The 15,940-nt window shown below is 40.5% G+C and carries 15 protein-coding genes; 5 read left to right on the top strand and 10 right to left on the bottom strand.

Going from position 1 to position 15,940, the window contains the following annotated elements; translation table 11 throughout:
* Positions 1-25 precede the first annotated feature (25 nt).
* From AVJ20_RS15930 to AVJ20_RS15920, 3 genes are all read right to left on the bottom strand, one after another.
* Positions 26-1,237, bottom strand: coding sequence for a PucR family transcriptional regulator (locus AVJ20_RS15930; RefSeq protein WP_111885899.1), 1,212 nt, complete (start codon positions 1,235-1,237; stop codon positions 26-28).
* Between the two features lie 3 nt (positions 1,238-1,240).
* Positions 1,241-2,527, bottom strand: a complete 1,287-nt coding sequence (gene codB, locus AVJ20_RS15925; RefSeq protein WP_228157238.1) for a cytosine permease — start codon at positions 2,525-2,527, stop codon at positions 1,241-1,243.
* Between the two features lie 219 nt (positions 2,528-2,746).
* On the bottom strand, positions 2,747-4,450 hold the full coding sequence (locus AVJ20_RS15920) for a M61 family metallopeptidase (protein ID WP_111885898.1): 1,704 nt from the start codon (positions 4,448-4,450) through the stop codon (positions 2,747-2,749).
* 180 nt (positions 4,451-4,630) lie between these two features.
* Between AVJ20_RS15920 and AVJ20_RS15915 the strand changes: the two genes are divergently transcribed.
* The 3 genes from AVJ20_RS15915 (at position 4,631) to AVJ20_RS15905 (ending at position 7,968) form a co-directional block, all read left to right on the top strand.
* Positions 4,631-5,944: a D-alanyl-D-alanine carboxypeptidase PBP6B gene (locus AVJ20_RS15915; protein ID WP_111885897.1), complete on the top strand. Its 1,314-nt coding sequence runs from the start codon at positions 4,631-4,633 to the stop codon at positions 5,942-5,944.
* Positions 5,945-6,047: 103 nt separating this feature from the next.
* Positions 6,048-7,349 carry an NAD(P)/FAD-dependent oxidoreductase gene (locus AVJ20_RS15910; RefSeq protein WP_111885896.1) on the top strand — a complete coding sequence of 434 codons (1,302 nt, stop codon included), beginning with the start codon at positions 6,048-6,050 and terminating at the stop codon, positions 7,347-7,349.
* A 136-nt stretch (positions 7,350-7,485) separates the two neighbouring features.
* Entirely contained in the window at positions 7,486-7,968 is a 483-nt protein-coding gene (locus tag AVJ20_RS15905; protein ID WP_078194383.1) for an FKBP-type peptidyl-prolyl cis-trans isomerase, read from the top strand.
* 156 nt (positions 7,969-8,124) lie between these two features.
* Here AVJ20_RS15905 and AVJ20_RS15900 read toward each other — a convergent pair whose 3' ends face one another.
* The 6 genes from AVJ20_RS15900 to AVJ20_RS15875 form a co-directional block, all read right to left on the bottom strand.
* Positions 8,125-8,904: a M48 family metallopeptidase gene (locus AVJ20_RS15900; RefSeq protein WP_111885895.1), complete on the bottom strand. Its 780-nt coding sequence runs from the start codon at positions 8,902-8,904 to the stop codon at positions 8,125-8,127.
* A gap of 112 nt (positions 8,905-9,016) precedes the next feature.
* On the bottom strand, positions 9,017-9,325 hold the full coding sequence (locus tag AVJ20_RS15895; protein ID WP_078194385.1) for a hypothetical protein: 309 nt from the start codon (positions 9,323-9,325) through the stop codon (positions 9,017-9,019).
* A 97-nt stretch (positions 9,326-9,422) separates the two neighbouring features.
* Complete coding sequence (locus AVJ20_RS15890; protein WP_078194387.1) at positions 9,423-10,226, bottom strand: M48 family metallopeptidase; 804 nt, start codon at positions 10,224-10,226, stop codon at positions 9,423-9,425.
* A 560-nt stretch (positions 10,227-10,786) separates the two neighbouring features.
* Positions 10,787-12,106 (bottom strand): adenylosuccinate synthase, encoded by a 1,320-nt coding sequence (locus tag AVJ20_RS15885; RefSeq protein ID WP_078189071.1) that lies wholly within the window; start codon positions 12,104-12,106, stop codon positions 10,787-10,789.
* 66 nt (positions 12,107-12,172) lie between these two features.
* On the bottom strand, positions 12,173-13,339 hold the full coding sequence (locus AVJ20_RS15880; RefSeq protein ID WP_111885894.1) for an ATP phosphoribosyltransferase regulatory subunit: 1,167 nt from the start codon (positions 13,337-13,339) through the stop codon (positions 12,173-12,175).
* 320 nt (positions 13,340-13,659) lie between these two features.
* Positions 13,660-14,115 (bottom strand): Lrp/AsnC family transcriptional regulator, encoded by a 456-nt coding sequence (locus AVJ20_RS15875; RefSeq protein WP_078194390.1) that lies wholly within the window; start codon positions 14,113-14,115, stop codon positions 13,660-13,662.
* 142 nt (positions 14,116-14,257) lie between these two features.
* Between AVJ20_RS15875 and AVJ20_RS15870 the strand changes: the two genes are divergently transcribed.
* Both AVJ20_RS15870 and AVJ20_RS15865 read left to right on the top strand, forming a co-directional pair.
* Positions 14,258-15,004 (top strand): AzlC family ABC transporter permease, encoded by a 747-nt coding sequence (locus AVJ20_RS15870; RefSeq protein ID WP_111885893.1) that lies wholly within the window; start codon positions 14,258-14,260, stop codon positions 15,002-15,004.
* Entirely contained in the window at positions 15,001-15,300 is a 300-nt protein-coding gene (locus tag AVJ20_RS15865) for an AzlD family protein (RefSeq protein ID WP_111885892.1), read from the top strand. Before AVJ20_RS15870 ends, AVJ20_RS15865 begins: the two co-directional genes overlap by 4 nt.
* 158 nt (positions 15,301-15,458) lie before the next feature.
* Here the strand turns inward: AVJ20_RS15865 and AVJ20_RS15860 are convergent, their stop codons facing one another.
* Positions 15,459-15,761 carry a hypothetical protein gene (locus AVJ20_RS15860; protein WP_078189224.1) on the bottom strand — a complete coding sequence of 101 codons (303 nt, stop codon included), beginning with the start codon at positions 15,759-15,761 and terminating at the stop codon, positions 15,459-15,461.
* Between the last annotated feature and the right edge of the window lie 179 nt (positions 15,762-15,940).

Genomic DNA, 15,940 nt, shown 5'->3' with positions numbered 1-15,940 from the left:
TATTTCCTATTTCAATCTATATAAATTAGTGGGTCATGTGCCAAATCAGCAAAGCAACAGATGCATTCAGCCTAAAATTGGCATGGCTAATGGCCTGACCTGTTAGTGCTTCAATTTTTTGAATGCGCTGATTTAAAGTGTTGCGGTGAATGCCTAGACGCTGTGCAGATGCATTCAAGTTGCCATTTTCTTTCAGTACGGCATCCAAGGTTTCCAGCAGCAGATAAGGATGTTTTTTGTCACTGAGCAGCAACATGCCTATGGTTTCCTGCATAAATTGCTGAATGACTGATTTATTTGGAATGGCTTTGAGCAATTTCAAAATGCCTAAATTTTTGTAGAGACAAATACCATTTTCTGCCTGCACATCTAAAGCAATATCCTGCGCCTGCGAGGCTTCCCAAAAACCGCGCTGAAAAGCGACGGCGGAATTGACTTGATTGGACAGTCCTGCAAAAACTTTTAGCTCAGCATCTAAAGTGTTCAAATGTTCAATGAGGCTGGATAATGCTTTCATCCAATCTTCAAGGCTGTCATGTTCTAAAGACAGTACTGCAGTAAATTGATCGCCTTGCCGGATAACGGGAAAAACCTGCTGATGCTGCTTGCACCAACTGTCCAGTTGCTCATAACACTGCTGCTTCCGCTGATACAGCTGAGATTCCAGAGATTGTTCACCGCCTTGAAACAAAGCTTGCATATTGCCTAATTTAAAGACTGCAATAGCATGCCGACCCAGCACAGGCAGATCCAAATGTTTGGCTCTCAGCTGTATGGTTTCTAAAGAGGGATAATCCCCCATTAATAGCTGTGTCAGTACATCCTGCGCAGATTTTTTTACTTGAGAAAGCTGAACTAAGCGTGTGCCAATGATGTGCGTGACTTCAATCATTTTCAGGCTGTACGGCTGTTCAATTAAAGGCAGCTGCAATTCTTCAGCGCGCTGAATCACGCTAGGCGGAATTTCATGAATAAACTCTGCACCAGTCATGACCACTAAGCCTGAAACATTACGCTGTGAAGCCTGTTCCAGCAAAGCCAGCAAGTTGTTTTCATCTCGCACATAATTAATGCCTGTGACAAAAACCAGCTCACCACCTTCAATCCAGTCTGCAATACCTTCATTTTCCGCAACATAAAACCAGCGTACGGTTTTATGCACATTGCTTTGCCCTGCCCGCAGTTTCATTTCATACAGGGCTGGCAGATTAAGCACATCTTGCACACTCATGCTCATGGCTTACTCCGCCGCCTGCTGTAATACAGCCTGCTTAACTGGAAAGAGCGCATTCAGTACGGAATAGCATATAAATGCCACTGCTATACCAACAAGTGGCGCAATCCAAGGCGATGTATACGCGCAAACTGCACCCAAGCTGTAAGCAATCAGTCCAATCCAATTAAAGTTAGGCAATTGAGCTTCTGCCAAACGTGGATATTTTCCCTTATAGCGCACCCAGTAGTCCGCCATAATTACGCCACCCACAGGCGGAATAATTGCACCCAGTAATAATAAAAATGGAATCAGCAGCTCATACATACCCAATACCGCGAGAATGATGCCGACCACAGCAGAAATCATAACCATGGTTTTACGGCGTTCACTGCGTACCAAATGGCATGCTGCTGCAGAGACGTTGTAAATCGTTGGCCCTTGAATCGTCCAGAGGTTCAGACACAGCATAATAATGGCTGCTAGGGATAAGCCCTGCAAAATAAGCACTTCCACAATATCTGATTGCTGATAAACAATTGCCATCCATGCCCCAGCTAGCACCATTAGGCCATTGCCAATAACAAAACTAATCAGGCAGGCCCAAACAGCTACTCGGCTACTTTTCGCCATACGTGTCCAATTGGTGATTTGTGTTGCACCACTAGCAAAAGTGCCAAAAACCATGGTAATTGCTGTCGCATAAGTCAGGCTTTCCGTCGGTTGAACACTGTTTAAACCTTCCCAGCCGCCAATTTCTTTGGTTGCTAGGTAAATTGAACCCAACAATAAAAGGAACATTAAGGGAATAGATACTCGAGAAAGATATTCCAAGCCTTTAAAGCCAATCAGCGCAGTAATAGAAAAGCCCAAGCCAAACATCACCATCAGTGGAATATTCCATGCTTCTGGCAAATGAATAATCTTGGCTAAGGAAATAGCTAAAGTTGCTGCGCCCCATGCAAACCAGCCCAGCTCCGCAAAGCCCAATAAAAAGTCGGACAATTTACTGCCTAAATTGCCAAAGCAGAAACGCCCCATAAGTACGGTATTTAGTCCGCTGCGAGCAGAAATTAGACCCAGTGATGCGGCATACAGCGCCAGCAGTAAATTACCAATCGCAGTAATCCAAAGAATATCGATAAACTCAAAAGCGACACCAATTTTGCCGCCAGCAAACATCGTTCCCGTAAAAAACGTAAAACTGAACAGTACCAAAGCGATAGGCAAGAACCCTTTACGCTGCGTATCTGGTGTTTCGGTCAGCGGACTTTCATCATGTTCATTCATAAGCACACCCTGCAAATGATTCATTAAGGAATACGCCTCAATTGCAAAAGCTGTGCCGAGTTTAATAAGGGCTAAATTGCATTATTTTTAATTCATTTTATGTGCAAAATGCATATATTTTTTAATGTATATCCTTAATTGGCGCAACAAAACTGTGCATCATTCACAAGCAACGCACTCAATGCTGGGCAAAAAAAGGATGCCTCAGCATCCTTTTTCCAGTCATTCAATTTTTAGCTTAAATTAGGCTTTCAACCACTTCTCAGCTTTAGCCTGATCTTCAACTTTAAGTTCAACTTCCGTCAATTCTGAACCTGCCGCTTCTACTTCAAAGCTCATTAACTCATCACGGCGGAATGCCAGTACGGTATAAGTTCCGTCTTGCTTGGCATATTTTTCTGCCAATTTAACGGTTGCTTTTAGACCATCAATTGCAATAATCACATCGTTCGCAGACAAGCCAGCTTTTGCTGCTGCACCATCACGGCGAGCGGACTGAACCAACATTCCTTCAGGCTTATCAGCAAGTTTTAGACCAAATGGCAATGATTTGTCATTTTTAAGCGTGTAGCTTAGGCCAAACTCAGGGAATAATTGGTCTAACGGCAATTCATCCGTAGTATTAATCAAATGATTGATTTGTTCTAACCAATCATCACCCGTCAATTCATTGCATAAATTGAAAATAGTCCGTTCATTCACTTGAATGCCATTTTGCGCATTTGCATATAATTTACGCATTAGGGCATCAAGACTTGAACCACGTAGACGTAAGCCAAGATCTAAACATAGCGCCACGAGGCAGCCTTTGTTGTAGTAACTTGTACCTGCATTATTTGAGTTTTCATCCTGACGGTAGAATTTCACCCATGCATCAAAGCTTGATTCAGCAACAGTTTGAATTTCACGACCTGGATTTTGTAAATAGCGATCAATTTGTGCTTTCAAAAGCTTGATATATGAATCCTGATTAATCACGCCGCTGCGCAATAAAATCAAATCATCATAATACGATGTAAAACCTTCAAAAATCCAAAGCAAAGAAGTGTAGCCTTCTTTGTTCAAATCATAATTCACAAAGTTTTCTGGACGGATAAATTTTACTAACCATGAATGGAAATATTCATGGCTGCATAAACCTAAAAAACGTTGATAATCTGCCGAAGGCTCTACAGGTTCATTGTCTTTTGGTAAATCATCACGCGGGCTAATTAAACTCGTACTGTTTGGATGTTCCAAACCACCATAGCTATTCGCCGTTGCCATGGTCATAAAGGTATAGTCTTTAAATGGTGCTGAACCGAACATGGAAATTTCTGTCGAACAAATTTTTTCGATGTCTTGCTGCATACGCTGCGCGTTCATAGCATGTTTGCCCGACACCACAAATTCGTGTGGAATGCCGTTGGCTTCAAAACTAAAACGGGTTTGTTCCGCCAGTTCAAACGGTGCATCAATTAACTGAGCATAGTTATCTGCATATAAGGTATAACGACCTTTCACTAAACTTTTTGACTTCAATCCAGTCGCAAGTTGGAAATGCTTTAACTCGGGTGGCAAGAAAACTTCAACCTCAATGGCTGTATCTTCTTGGTCAACTAAACCTAAACATGCGCAAGCTGGATTGACGTATAAACGGCTTTGATCAACATAAGCACCACGGACCGACAAATCGAAGGCATATACATCATATTCAACCGTGATCAACTCATGATCTGTATTAAATAAGCGCCATTTATTTTTTTCAAATTTCTCTATTTGTAACAAACGCCCATCTTCATCATAAGCTCGAACAGCTTCGATATGCTTCGAAAATTCTCGGATTAAGTAACTTCCGGGAATCCAAGTTGGCAAAGAAAGCACCTGTGTTGGATTTGCCAAGAAACGTGCAGTGACATGGACTAGATGCTGACGATAATCGTCAAATTCGATTTGATAATGCAACATAATGGGCGATATAAAATTAGTAAAAGATAACTTATCAATTAGATTAACATTTTTTACAACTGAATGCGGAACTGTCGCAATTGTCTACAATTATGACTAGTCAGCAGAAAAAAAAAGGCATAGCATGCCTAAAAATTTTTTCGTTTTACCACCAACGGAATGGTTGGTTAAGGAACCTCATTGAAACACGTGATCTACCTCATCGCGCTGCTTAGTTTTCTATGCTCCACGATAGCAAATGCTGCCCTTTTAAATATTGTCCCTGAAACTGTTGAAGCTGAAGCTTGGACCATTTTAGACCCTCAATCGGGTCAAGTGATAGCAGAACATAATAGCCATGTTCAGCGTGCCCCTGCTTCACTTACCAAAATGATGGTGGCTTATATTGCTTTAAAGGAAATTAAAGCAGGTCATTTAAAGAAAAATGAAATCCTAACCGCAACCCCAGTTGTACAAGTGGTTCAATGGGATGAATCACAAATGTATCTCAAAGCTGGTGAACAAATTTCAGTTGATCAGCTTTTGGCAGGTCTTGTGGTCATGTCTGCCAATGATGCCGCTGTGACTTTAGCTGAACGCATTTCTGGTGATATTCCAAAATTTATTGAACGCATGAACAAAGAAGCTAAAGCTTTGGGCATGAATGATACCAATTTTCAAAATCCAGCCGGTATTACCATGCCAGAACATTATTCATCGGCGGCTGACCTTGCACGTTTAGGGCAAGCACTGGTGACTGAAACACCTGACTATTTGAATTATTCTAAACAACAAAGTTTTAGTTATAATCACCGTTTCCACCATGCAACTAATATTTTACTCAAACAAGATCCTACCGTTGATGGCTTAAAAACAGGTTTTACTAAAGCTGCAGGTTATAATTTAGCTTTAACAGCCAACCGTTTGATCGCGAATCCTGACGCGCCAGAACGTCGTTTGATTGTTGTGGTATTAGGGGCAAAAAGTGGATTAAAACGTGCAGAAGTAGCACACAACCTCATGAACTTGGCTTATACCTATACACGTAATGAAGTTGCAATCAAAGATAAGCAATTAATTGCAGAATTACCTGTGGTTAAATCAACCTTGAAAATATTTAAGGTAGAAACTCAACAACCTAAACTGATTACAACTTCACTTTATGATCAAGCTTATGCCATCGATTTAAAAGCGTTTGACCCTATGCAGCAACGTATTCTTTTAAATACCGGCAATGGTCAAATTCAAGCCATTGAACCACTTCATGAAACGCAGACTAAATTGAGTGTTGAAGTGAAGGAAAAAGAACTTACTGCGCCTTTGGCTGAAGTGATGAAATTAGCGACTGTTACGGTTTATCAAAATAACCAACTGATTAATACCTTTGATATTGAAGATGACGTACAAATTGAAGAAGCCAATGTTTTTGAGCGTTTCATGATGTGGATCAAAGGCCTTTTTAGCATCTTTAATACGGATGCAGCAGAAGTTAAAACCTACCCTCTAGGTCAATGATGTGATTATGTAACTTGTAAGACAATTCGTTATTCGTGCAAAAAAGAAGATGGCATACTCGTGCCATCTTCTTTTTTTCAACAATAATAAAATAGGGAATTCAATGAATAACGCTGATGACTCCAAGTTACACCATATTGTCATTGTCGGTGGTGGTGCCGGTGGTTTAGAACTGGTCACTCAACTCGGTGATTTACTCGGGAAAAAAAAGAAAGCACGCATTACCCTCGTAGATATGAAACTCACGCATGTCTGGAAACCCCTTTTACATGAAATTGCCGCAGGGACTATGTCGGTTAGTGAAGAAGAAATTAACTACTATGCACATGCTGCGAAGCATCATTATGAGTTTGTCTTGGCTAAGTTTGAAGATGTCAATCCTGCTGAAAAAACTATTCAGCTTAGCAAAGTCCAACAAGGTAAATATGAATCTACTCAAGAACAACTGCAACTGAGTTATGATACCCTTGTTCTTGCTTTAGGCTCAGTTTCCAACGATTTTAATACACCGGGCGTGTATGAACATTGTCACTATTTGGACAGCCTGCAACAAGCTGAAATCTTCCAACAAGATCTCTTACAGTTGTATTTGGATGCGCAAAATAGCAATACAGCACGTGAGTTGAAAATTGCCATTATTGGCGCAGGTGCAACGGGGGTTGAACTTTCAGCAGAATTGGTTGAAGCCAAAAATAATTTTTATAAATATGGTTTAAATAAAATTCATCCTCAAAGCGTACAGATCAATTTGATTGAAGGTGCTGATCGGATTCTGCCTGCACTCCCTGAAAAAATGGCCGAGCATGCTCAGCAGCAATTAAAACGCATGAAAATTGAAGTCTTAACCTCTAAACATGTGGAAAAAGTCGATGCTGAACATGTTTATTTTAATGATGGCAGTAAAATTAAAGCTGAACTGAAGGTTTGGGCAGCAGGCATTAAAACACCAGAAGTAATTTCGAAGCTTGAAGGCTTTGAAAAAGACCGCATGGGGCGTTTGAGTGTATATGCAACACTACAAACTAAGGCACACCCAGATATTTTCGCGTTTGGTGATTGTGCACATTGCCAACCGCGTGCAGATGAGCCTGTCCTCGGCCCACGCGCTCAAGTTGCTAGCCAACAAGCGTCATTTCTCGTGGATTGCTTAAAGGCGCGTATCCGTGATCAGCAACTCCCGATGTTCGTATTTTCAGACAAAGGTTCCTTAGTCTCATTAAGCAAGCATAAAGCGGTTGGTGAACTTTTAGGTCAGGTCAATGTTCAAGGCTTTGTTGCCAAATCAATGTACGTTTCACTTTATCGTATGCATCAAGCCACAATTTACGGCTACGCACATGCAGGACTATTAACGGCTAAAGATTTTGTTACACGAAAAATTGCGCCTAAAATTAAATTGCATTGAAATTTACAGATTTGCCCCGATTAATGAAAAAAGCATCATAAGCATTTAAAAATTGCATTTTTTTGATAAATTTAGTCTACAAAAGTGCAATTTCACTTTATGATGTAACCCTTAAAAAATTGAATGGATCAATAACATGACTGCTATTGCAAATAACTCTGTGGTTTCTTTCCACTACACATTGACTAATGCAGAGGGTGAAACTCTCGACCAATCTCAAGGTGAGCCACTAGCATATTTGCACGGCGCTGGTAACATCATTCCAGGTCTTGAAAAAGCTCTTTTAGGCAAAACAGTTGGTGAAAAATTCACTGTAACTGTACCTGCTGCTGAAGGTTATGGCGAATACAATCCTGATCTCGTTCAAGAAGTTCCTGCTCAAATGTTCCAAGGCGTGGACAACATCCAACCAGGTATGCAATTCCAAGCTCAAACTGATGACGGCGTTCAAATCGTGACAGTTAAAGCGGTTGAAGGCGACAACGTTGTTGTTGATGCGAACTTTCCACTTGCTGGTCAAGATTTAACTTTCGAAGTTGAAATCGTTGAAATCCGTGAGGCTTCTGCTGAAGAACTTGAACACGGTCACGTACACGGTGCAGGCGGTCACCACCACTAAGATCTTCTGATCTCTAGTGCAAAAAGGCAAAGTTTTTACTTTGCCTTTTTTATTGCGCCTGATATAGGTATGCCATATAAGAACTTTTCAAACTATTAAATACAAAAAAGCAGGCCACGGCCTGCTTTTTTAAAACGGATAATTAATTCTTATGAATTAACGACGTTGGTTATAAATCTGCTGCGCTGCAGGTAGATTTTTACGCATCGCTTCAATACGTTGTGAGTTTGATGGATGCGTAGACAGGAATGATGAACCTCCCGCACCTTCAAGCTTATTCATTTTTTCCCAAAGTGTAATCGCCGCTTGTGGGTTATAACCTGCACGTGCCATTAACATTAAACCACCTTGGTCAGCACGGCTTTCCAGAGAACGTGAATACGGTAACCCTATACCGATTTGACTACCTAACTGCGCAGCAGCAGTGCCCAATTGACCGACATTATTGCCTGCGGCACTTAAACCAATATTCAGCGCAAGATCCGTTAAGGCTTGAGCACCCAATTTACTTTTTGCATGTTCTTCAAGAGCATGGACCATTTCATGTCCCATAACCGCCGCAATTTCTGCATCAGTTAAATTTAGTTTATTGACGATACCTGTATAAAATACAACTTTACCGCCTGGAGCGACAAAGGCATTGACTTGGTCTGATTTCATGACTGCCAATTGCCATTGGAACGCTTGACCCGTTTGGTTCATTTGGTCTGCAAATGGGCGAAGTTTGAGGAATACTGAATTAATTCGTTTATACGTACTTGATGAAGTATCTAACTGATTTTTAGAACGCGCATCCGCCACCATTTTGTTATAACTTTGTGTTGCTTGCGCGTTCAATGTAGCAGTATCCGCTCCTGCCATATCTGCCACTGTCGCACAGCCCGAAATCGTCATTACACCGGCCATACACAGGCTCGTTAGAATTATTTTTTTCATTAAGGATACTCCAGACCATTAAAATATAAGTGAATTTATGGATATTATATTCTTATGGTTTGGAGCTTAAAACGAAGTTATAGCGACTTATAATAGTATTTATGTAATTTTTTTAAGCTGAAAATTGAAGAACCAACCAATAGATTAAACAAACCACATTCAAGCCCAAATACACATGCATTAATGGCTTAATTTTTTCTTCTAACTGCACATTTTTTCGCTTAAAAAATAGGACAGCATTTTGTATCAAAACTATGGGCACAAGAATACAGGCAATAATCACCGACAACCCAATCAGGGCTTGATAAATTAATTGTGGATCTTGAGTTTGGGCACGAATGATCATCATAGCAATAGTGGGTGCTCCCCCCATCGCAAATAATAAAGAATAAAAAATGGTGGTCGAAATATTCTTTTGCATCCTGCACTTCTCTTCCTAATTCAAATTGCATTTTAGCAACTCACCACAAAGTGTATAGCGTACTAAAATGCAACTTTAGTCTTGAAAACAGCCGATATTAACGACGTACACTCGATGGTGTCGCATTTTTATAATATTGCTGCGCTTCCGGCATCATTTTTTGCATAGCAGCAATACGGTCATTATTGCTTGGGTGTGTAGACATAAATTTGCTCAGTGCGTCGTTGCCACTGTTATCATTCGCATTCATTTTTTTCCACAATGAAATCGCCGCTTCTGGATTGTATCCAGCCTTTGCCATCATCACTAGGCCACCTTTATCCGCGCGACTTTCCAAATTACGTGAATACGGCAAGCCCACACCAAATTGACTCCCCAAGTCAAGCAAGGTTGCACCATAGCCACCTGCTGCATTACCTACGTATTGTGAACCTATACTCACTGCAAGATTAGTCAGTGCAGAAGCACCAATTTTATTTTTTGCATGTTCCTCTAAGGCATGAACCATTTCGTGACCCATGATTGCTGCGACTTCATCATCCGTCAGTTTGAGGGTTTCGACGATTCCTGTATAGAAAACAACTTTCCCGCCGGGTGCAACATAGGCATTGATTTCTTTAGACTTGATTACGGCAACTTTCCAATCAAAAGCCTGACCCGTTTGATTCATCTGATCTGCAAATGGTTTCATTTTCCAGAAAACACGGTTTACTTTTTGATAAGTCGCAGACTTGGTATCGAGCACTTGTTTGGTCTGAGCGTCTTTCAGCATTGCGTTATAAGACTGTGTTGCTTGTAAGTTCAAAGATGCAGAATCAGCACCTGCAAGATCAGCAATCGTGGTACAACCTGATAAAGAAGCTGCTACGGCAAAGCATGCCAAAGATTTTTTATAATTCATCATGATCTCTAGTTATTTATAAAGAGTGTCAAATATATACAAAAAATTGAATGACTCAATATTTTTATGCTTATTTTTTTCAAAATCTTTATTTTTCCATTATTTAAATTTAATATCTGATGTTACCCTGTAAAAATAATTTCACATTTTTTAAATACTTTTAAGTATATTCGACGGAGTCTTACATCTAGGGCTTAAATAAAGGGATTAACCTTCGGCTGGAGGTACACACATGAAACAATGTTTCTCATTAGGCAAAATGAGAAGCGTGCTTCGCAAGGAAACCATCTTGCGGTGCAATGCACCTCACCGACAAAACTCGTTCACTAGTGTCAAATTATTCACAGTATTGCAATAACATTTTTAATTAAAAGTTTTCCTGTCTCAAACACTTGCGGATGAATTATCGCGTATCATTCTTTTATTTGAATCAAATGGCACTTCGGATGTTACTGAGTACTATCAGTTTATAATACATGCCGTTTTTTGAAGTTATGTTCTTCGCTATATAAAAAAAGCCCCGCTTTCGCGAGGCTTTTACATCTTAATTCAACAGCACATTATGCGTCGAATGGATGACGTAATACGATTGTTTCATCACGGTCTGGACCAGTTGAAATGATGTCGATTGGACATTCAATCAATTGCTCTAAACGTTTCACGTAGTTAATTGCATTTTGTGGCAATTGATCTAGTGATTTCGCACCGAAAGTAGACTCAGACCAACCTGGCATGGTTTCATAGATTGGTTTTAAAGTTTCAAATGCAAGCGCATCAGAAGAACCTACACAACCAGAATCAGCTGCTTCGTAACCTACACAGATTTTCACTTCTTCTAAACCATCTAGAACGTCTAGTTTAGTTAAGCAAATACCAGAAAGTGAGTTTACTTCTACTGAACGACGTAGAATTTCAGCATCGAACCAACCACAACGACGTTGACGGCCAGTAGACGCACCAAACTCAGAACCGACAGTACCCAAGTGTTTACCGATCGCATCACCAACATCGTTAGCAGCATCATAAACAAGTTCAGTTGGGAACGGACCAGCACCTACACGAGTTGTGTACGCTTTAGTAATACCCAATACATAGTCAAGGTGTAATGGACCAAGACCTGAACCTGAGCTTACGCCACCAGCAGTTGTATTTGAAGATGTAACATACGGGTATGTACCGTGATCAACGTCAAGAAGTGAACCTTGCGCGCCTTCAAACATGATTTTCTTACCTGCTTTACGGTAAGCATGAAGTTCGCCAGTCACGTCCATCACCATAGGTTCGATGACTTTACGCCATTCGTCACATAGAGCGATTACATCTTCAACTTTAACGGCTTCAACACCGAAGAATTGAGTCAATTGGAAGTTATGGTATTCAAGAAGCTCTTCTAGTTGAGCTTTAAGATGAGCACCACCACGAACCAAGTCAGCAACACGGATTGCACGACGAGCCACTTTGTCTTCGTATGCAGGACCGATACCACGACCTGTTGTACCAATTTTCGCATTGCCACGTTTTTTCTCACGTGCTTGGTCAAGGGCGATATGGTGTGGAAGGATCAACGGACAGTTTGGAGAAATACGTAGACGTTCACGTACAGGCACGCCTTCTTTTTCTAAAACTTCCATTTCGTGGATTAAAGCTTCAGGTGATAAAACAACACCATTACCAATTAAGCACAATACGTTGTCACGTAAAATACCAGATGGAATGAGGTGTAAAACAGTTTTCTTACCACCAACCACAAGTGTATGACCTGCGTTGTGTCCGCCTTGATAGCGAACTACCGCAGCCGCTTGATCTGTGAGCAGGTCGACGATCTTACCTTTACCTTCGTCGCCCCATTGGGTACCAAGTACCACAACATTCTTGCCCATAATAGCCTCATTGCATCATGCTGTTAAAATTGGAAAAAACGTGTGTGCCCGCAGGCACATCCGAGATTAAATTTGTTTGATTGTCCACTCGCCATTTGCATTCACCAACTGGTGCGTTGCATACGGTGCTGAGCTTAAATCATCATTACCTAACAATTGAACAACACTGAATCCTTCGGTACGTGCTGCTTCAATTGCCTTTAATAAATCTGCTTCGATGCCTTTTGGTGCAACCAAAACTTGGTTTTTCTGAACTTGACCTGCAGTTAATGCATATAGATCACAAGAGAAACCTGTCGCTGGACGCGCGCGACCGAAGTGTTCACCAATACCGTCATAGCGACCGCCTTGAGCCAATGGCGCAGCACGGTTTGGTGCATATACGGCATACATTAAACCAGTGTGATAATGGTATGAACGAAGTTCTACAACATCGATACCAATATGTATTTCTGGCCAACGCACCTGAATTGCGGCTTGTGTCGATTTCACTGCATCAAATGCAAGTTTAAATGCTTCGTTATTTAAAACTTCAGCACTTAAATTTGCTTGTAACGCATCTAAATCACTTGCAAAACGACCTAAGGTATAAAAATCTTGACCGAATGGAAGCTTTTGTGTGAATTCAGCAAGTTCAGGTAAAGCTTTACGTTGATACAAGTCAGATAACTGACGTTCAACTGCTTTGCTCAAGCCAGCTTGTTTCACCATGCTGCGGAATAAACCGACATGCCCTAAATCAAGATGGATACCATCTGCATGACCTGCTTTAGCAAGCAAGTTGATCATGACATCAATCAGTTCAACGTCAGCATCAATGCTGTCTGAACCAAATAATTCTGCACCTAACTGTAAAGGTGCACGTGTGGTATTAAAACCCTGTGGTTTAGTATGTAGTACTGTACCAGCGTAGCAATAACGAGCTACACCTTCGACAGGATGTACATGCGCATCAATACGAGCCACTTGTGGTGTCATATCGGCACGCACACCAAGCAAACGACCTGAAAGTTGATCGATCACTTTAAAAGTGGCTAAGTCTAAATCTTGATTCGATTCTGAAAGAGAAGATAGAGATTCGATGTATTCAATGAATGGCGTGTACACCAACTGATAACCTCGAGATGCGAGGAAATCTAATGCTTCACGACGCAAAGATTCAATCACTTGCGCCTGTTCTGGCAGTACATCAGCTACACCATCAGGTAATAACCATGTCTCTGAAATGGGCATGTTGTAAACCTAAATTCTTGTCAGCGCGGAACAAATCCGCATAAAAAAATCGGGAGCACACCCGATTTCTCCTAGTTTAGCACGATAGTTTTACGCTTGCACACGACTTTTTCATAAAAGATGCTTCAGCATTCATTACTTCATCAACAGCTTTAATTTTTACAACTAAATATATGTTTATGCTTATATTTTAAAATCCTGTGAACGTTATTTTTTAACCATTTGATAAAAAATAATAAGCATCCTACTTTCTATAGATGAAGTTTTAAACAAAGTTATAAATATGATCAGGCTCAATAACTTAATTTAAGACACGAACATCAATCCAATGGAAGCGCTGTAGTTTGTTTAACGGCCTGTAATGGTATCTCTGTTTTTACATTTTGCACACTGGCGATCTGCGTTAAATGATGAATCTGAAACTTTCGATAGGCTTCTAAATCTGCCACGACGATACGTAAGAAAAAGTCACAATCCCCTGCCATGAGTTGACATTCAACCACCTCAGGCATCGTTTGAATCGCTGCGACAAAATCATTCACGGTTTTTGCATCTTGACCTTTTAGCCAAATCCGCGCAAATACCGTTAAACTTAAATTCAATTTTGACTGATTCAGTAAAGCCACATATTTCTCAATATAGCCTTCATCTTCGAGTTGCCTAACCCGTCTCAAACACGGCGAAGGTGATAAACCAACTAGTTGGGCCAATTCATTATTTTGTAGTTTTCCATTTTGCTGTAATGCTTGCAAAATGCGTTTATCTATCTGATCCATCAATAAAGGCACTAAATTTCACAATAATCTTTATTTTAGCAATTTTATTGCACAATAAAAGCAACCTTTCCTAAAATAGCTGCCAAATGCTGCTCAGATATTCATAAAATATTGCTTTCGATCTCGCTTCATGGAAAACGTCATGTTGATGTTTAGACAAAGTACACTCAATCACACCCATTCACAGCATTCTATGGAGTTTAAACGAGGTCTAAAAACATCTATTCCAATGCTGCTGGGTATTATTCCTTTTGCATTAGTTTTGGGTGCTCAGGCAACACATAAAGGATTTTCTAGTTTAGAAGTTCCGCTTTTGACTGGCCTTAACTTTGCCGGTGGATCTGAATTTGCCATTTTGGAAGTTTGGACCAATCCCCCTAATATTCTCATGCTGATGTTTATTACGTTTTTAGTGAATAGTCGGCACCTATTAATGGGGGCGAGCCTTGTCCCGTATTTACGACATTTACCGAATCGTAAGGTTTATACCGCTTTATTTTTTATGTGCGATGAAAGTTGGGCTGTGGGTTTGGCTGATGCGCAAAAAAAATCTAATGTTTTGGGAATTCAGCGCGCCTTTAGTTTGATGTTCTATGCAGGCTTATGCTGTGCTCTATATTTGATGTGGGTTGGCTTTACCACGCTAGGGGCAATGATCGGGCCGATACTTGGCGATATTAGTCGACTTGGTTTTGATATGGCCTTCCCTGCTGTATTTCTTGTTTTACTACGTGGCATGTGGAAAGGCTTTAAAGCGGCGCGTCCATGGCTGGTCAGTTTGGTTGCCGCATCTCTGGCGTATTTGTATCTCCCTGCGGGCTGGTATGTTCCGATTGGCGCAGTTACGGGTATTGCTTCTGCATTTTTCCTGATCGGAGATGATGCATGATCCACACCAGCACCCTGATTGCCATCTTATTTATTGCATTAACCACTTACCTGACCCGTATCTTGGGTTATGTATTACTGAAAAATCGTAGCCTCACCAACAAACAGCGTCAAATCATGGAAGTTGTTCCCGGCTGTGTATTGATCTCAGTGATCGCGCCCTATTTTGTCAAAGATCATCCTGCTGATTTAATCGCGATGGCCATTACCCTATTTGCAGCATCACGTTTTTCATTATTGCCTACCGTTGTGATTAGCATGCTTTCAGCAGCCGTGTTAAGACAAATTTTGATTTAGTCCCATACGATCATGTTTTGAATAACGAAAGAACTACGATTTAAACCCAATGATGATGAATATTAGGAATCATCTTGTTGGATAAAAAATACCCATACTTTGAGATCACATGCTTCATGCAGATATCGAGGTGTGGACAGTCTTTTGTATTTTTTTGATTAGCTTTGGTCTGTCTTGACCACTTTTGCCAAAAGGTTCACCAACTCTGCATTTTGCAATTCAACTTGCTGTAATTTGTGAGTGGTTTGATCTAATACTTCTTGCTGGATATGCATTTTCTTTGCAAGATCTTGCATAATTTCCAAGGTCTTTTTCAGGTTGGCTTCTAAATGCACCACTTTTTCTTCAAGTGGCAAGGTTTCATGCGCGGTAGATTGCGATACGTCACGATTAAACTGTAGCCAAATTAAAAATATAACCGCCAGCGCCAATAATAAAATAAATCCCCAAAGTAACATCAACATCATGTTCAATACTCTTTATATATTTCTTTGACTTTCATCTTAAACAATAAATCGGCTGTGCTTGAATATTTTTTAAAGTTTTTCAATATTTTCGAGCCAAATGTAGGTCATTAAGTATGATTTTTCATCTAATTTTAGAAAATAAAAAAACATCTACAAGCTAGTAGATGTTTTCT

This window comes from Acinetobacter sp. CFCC 11171 (assembly GCF_003268405.1).
Taxonomy (GTDB): Bacteria; Pseudomonadota; Gammaproteobacteria; order Pseudomonadales; family Moraxellaceae; genus Acinetobacter; species Acinetobacter amyesii.
This window is presented reverse-complemented; position numbering and strand designations above follow the sequence as displayed.

Bases quoted from the DNA above. Each gene is read 5' to 3' on its own strand.
- AVJ20_RS15900 (WP_111885895.1), bottom strand. From the start codon at position 8,904: ATGAAAAAAATAATTCTAACGAGCCTGTGTATGGCCGGTGTAATGACG.
- AVJ20_RS15865 (WP_111885892.1), top strand. From the start codon at position 15,001: ATGATCCACACCAGCACCCTGATTGCCATCTTATTTATTGCATTAACC.
- AVJ20_RS15910 (WP_111885896.1), top strand. From the start codon at position 6,048: ATGAATAACGCTGATGACTCCAAGTTACACCATATTGTCATTGTCGGT.
- AVJ20_RS15905 (WP_078194383.1), top strand. From the start codon at position 7,486: ATGACTGCTATTGCAAATAACTCTGTGGTTTCTTTCCACTACACATTG.
- AVJ20_RS15880 (WP_111885894.1), bottom strand. From the start codon at position 13,339: ATGCCCATTTCAGAGACATGGTTATTACCTGATGGTGTAGCTGATGTA.
- AVJ20_RS15920 (WP_111885898.1), bottom strand. From the start codon at position 4,450: ATGTTGCATTATCAAATCGAATTTGACGATTATCGTCAGCATCTAGTC.
- AVJ20_RS15895 (WP_078194385.1), bottom strand. From the start codon at position 9,325: ATGCAAAAGAATATTTCGACCACCATTTTTTATTCTTTATTATTTGCG.
- AVJ20_RS15870 (WP_111885893.1), top strand. From the start codon at position 14,258: ATGTTGATGTTTAGACAAAGTACACTCAATCACACCCATTCACAGCAT.
- codB (WP_228157238.1), bottom strand. From the start codon at position 2,527: ATGAATCATTTGCAGGGTGTGCTTATGAATGAACATGATGAAAGTCCG.
- AVJ20_RS15930 (WP_111885899.1), bottom strand. From the start codon at position 1,237: ATGAGCATGAGTGTGCAAGATGTGCTTAATCTGCCAGCCCTGTATGAA.
- AVJ20_RS15875 (WP_078194390.1), bottom strand. From the start codon at position 14,115: ATGGATCAGATAGATAAACGCATTTTGCAAGCATTACAGCAAAATGGA.
- AVJ20_RS15885 (WP_078189071.1), bottom strand. From the start codon at position 12,106: ATGGGCAAGAATGTTGTGGTACTTGGTACCCAATGGGGCGACGAAGGT.
- AVJ20_RS15890 (WP_078194387.1), bottom strand. From the start codon at position 10,226: ATGAATTATAAAAAATCTTTGGCATGCTTTGCCGTAGCAGCTTCTTTA.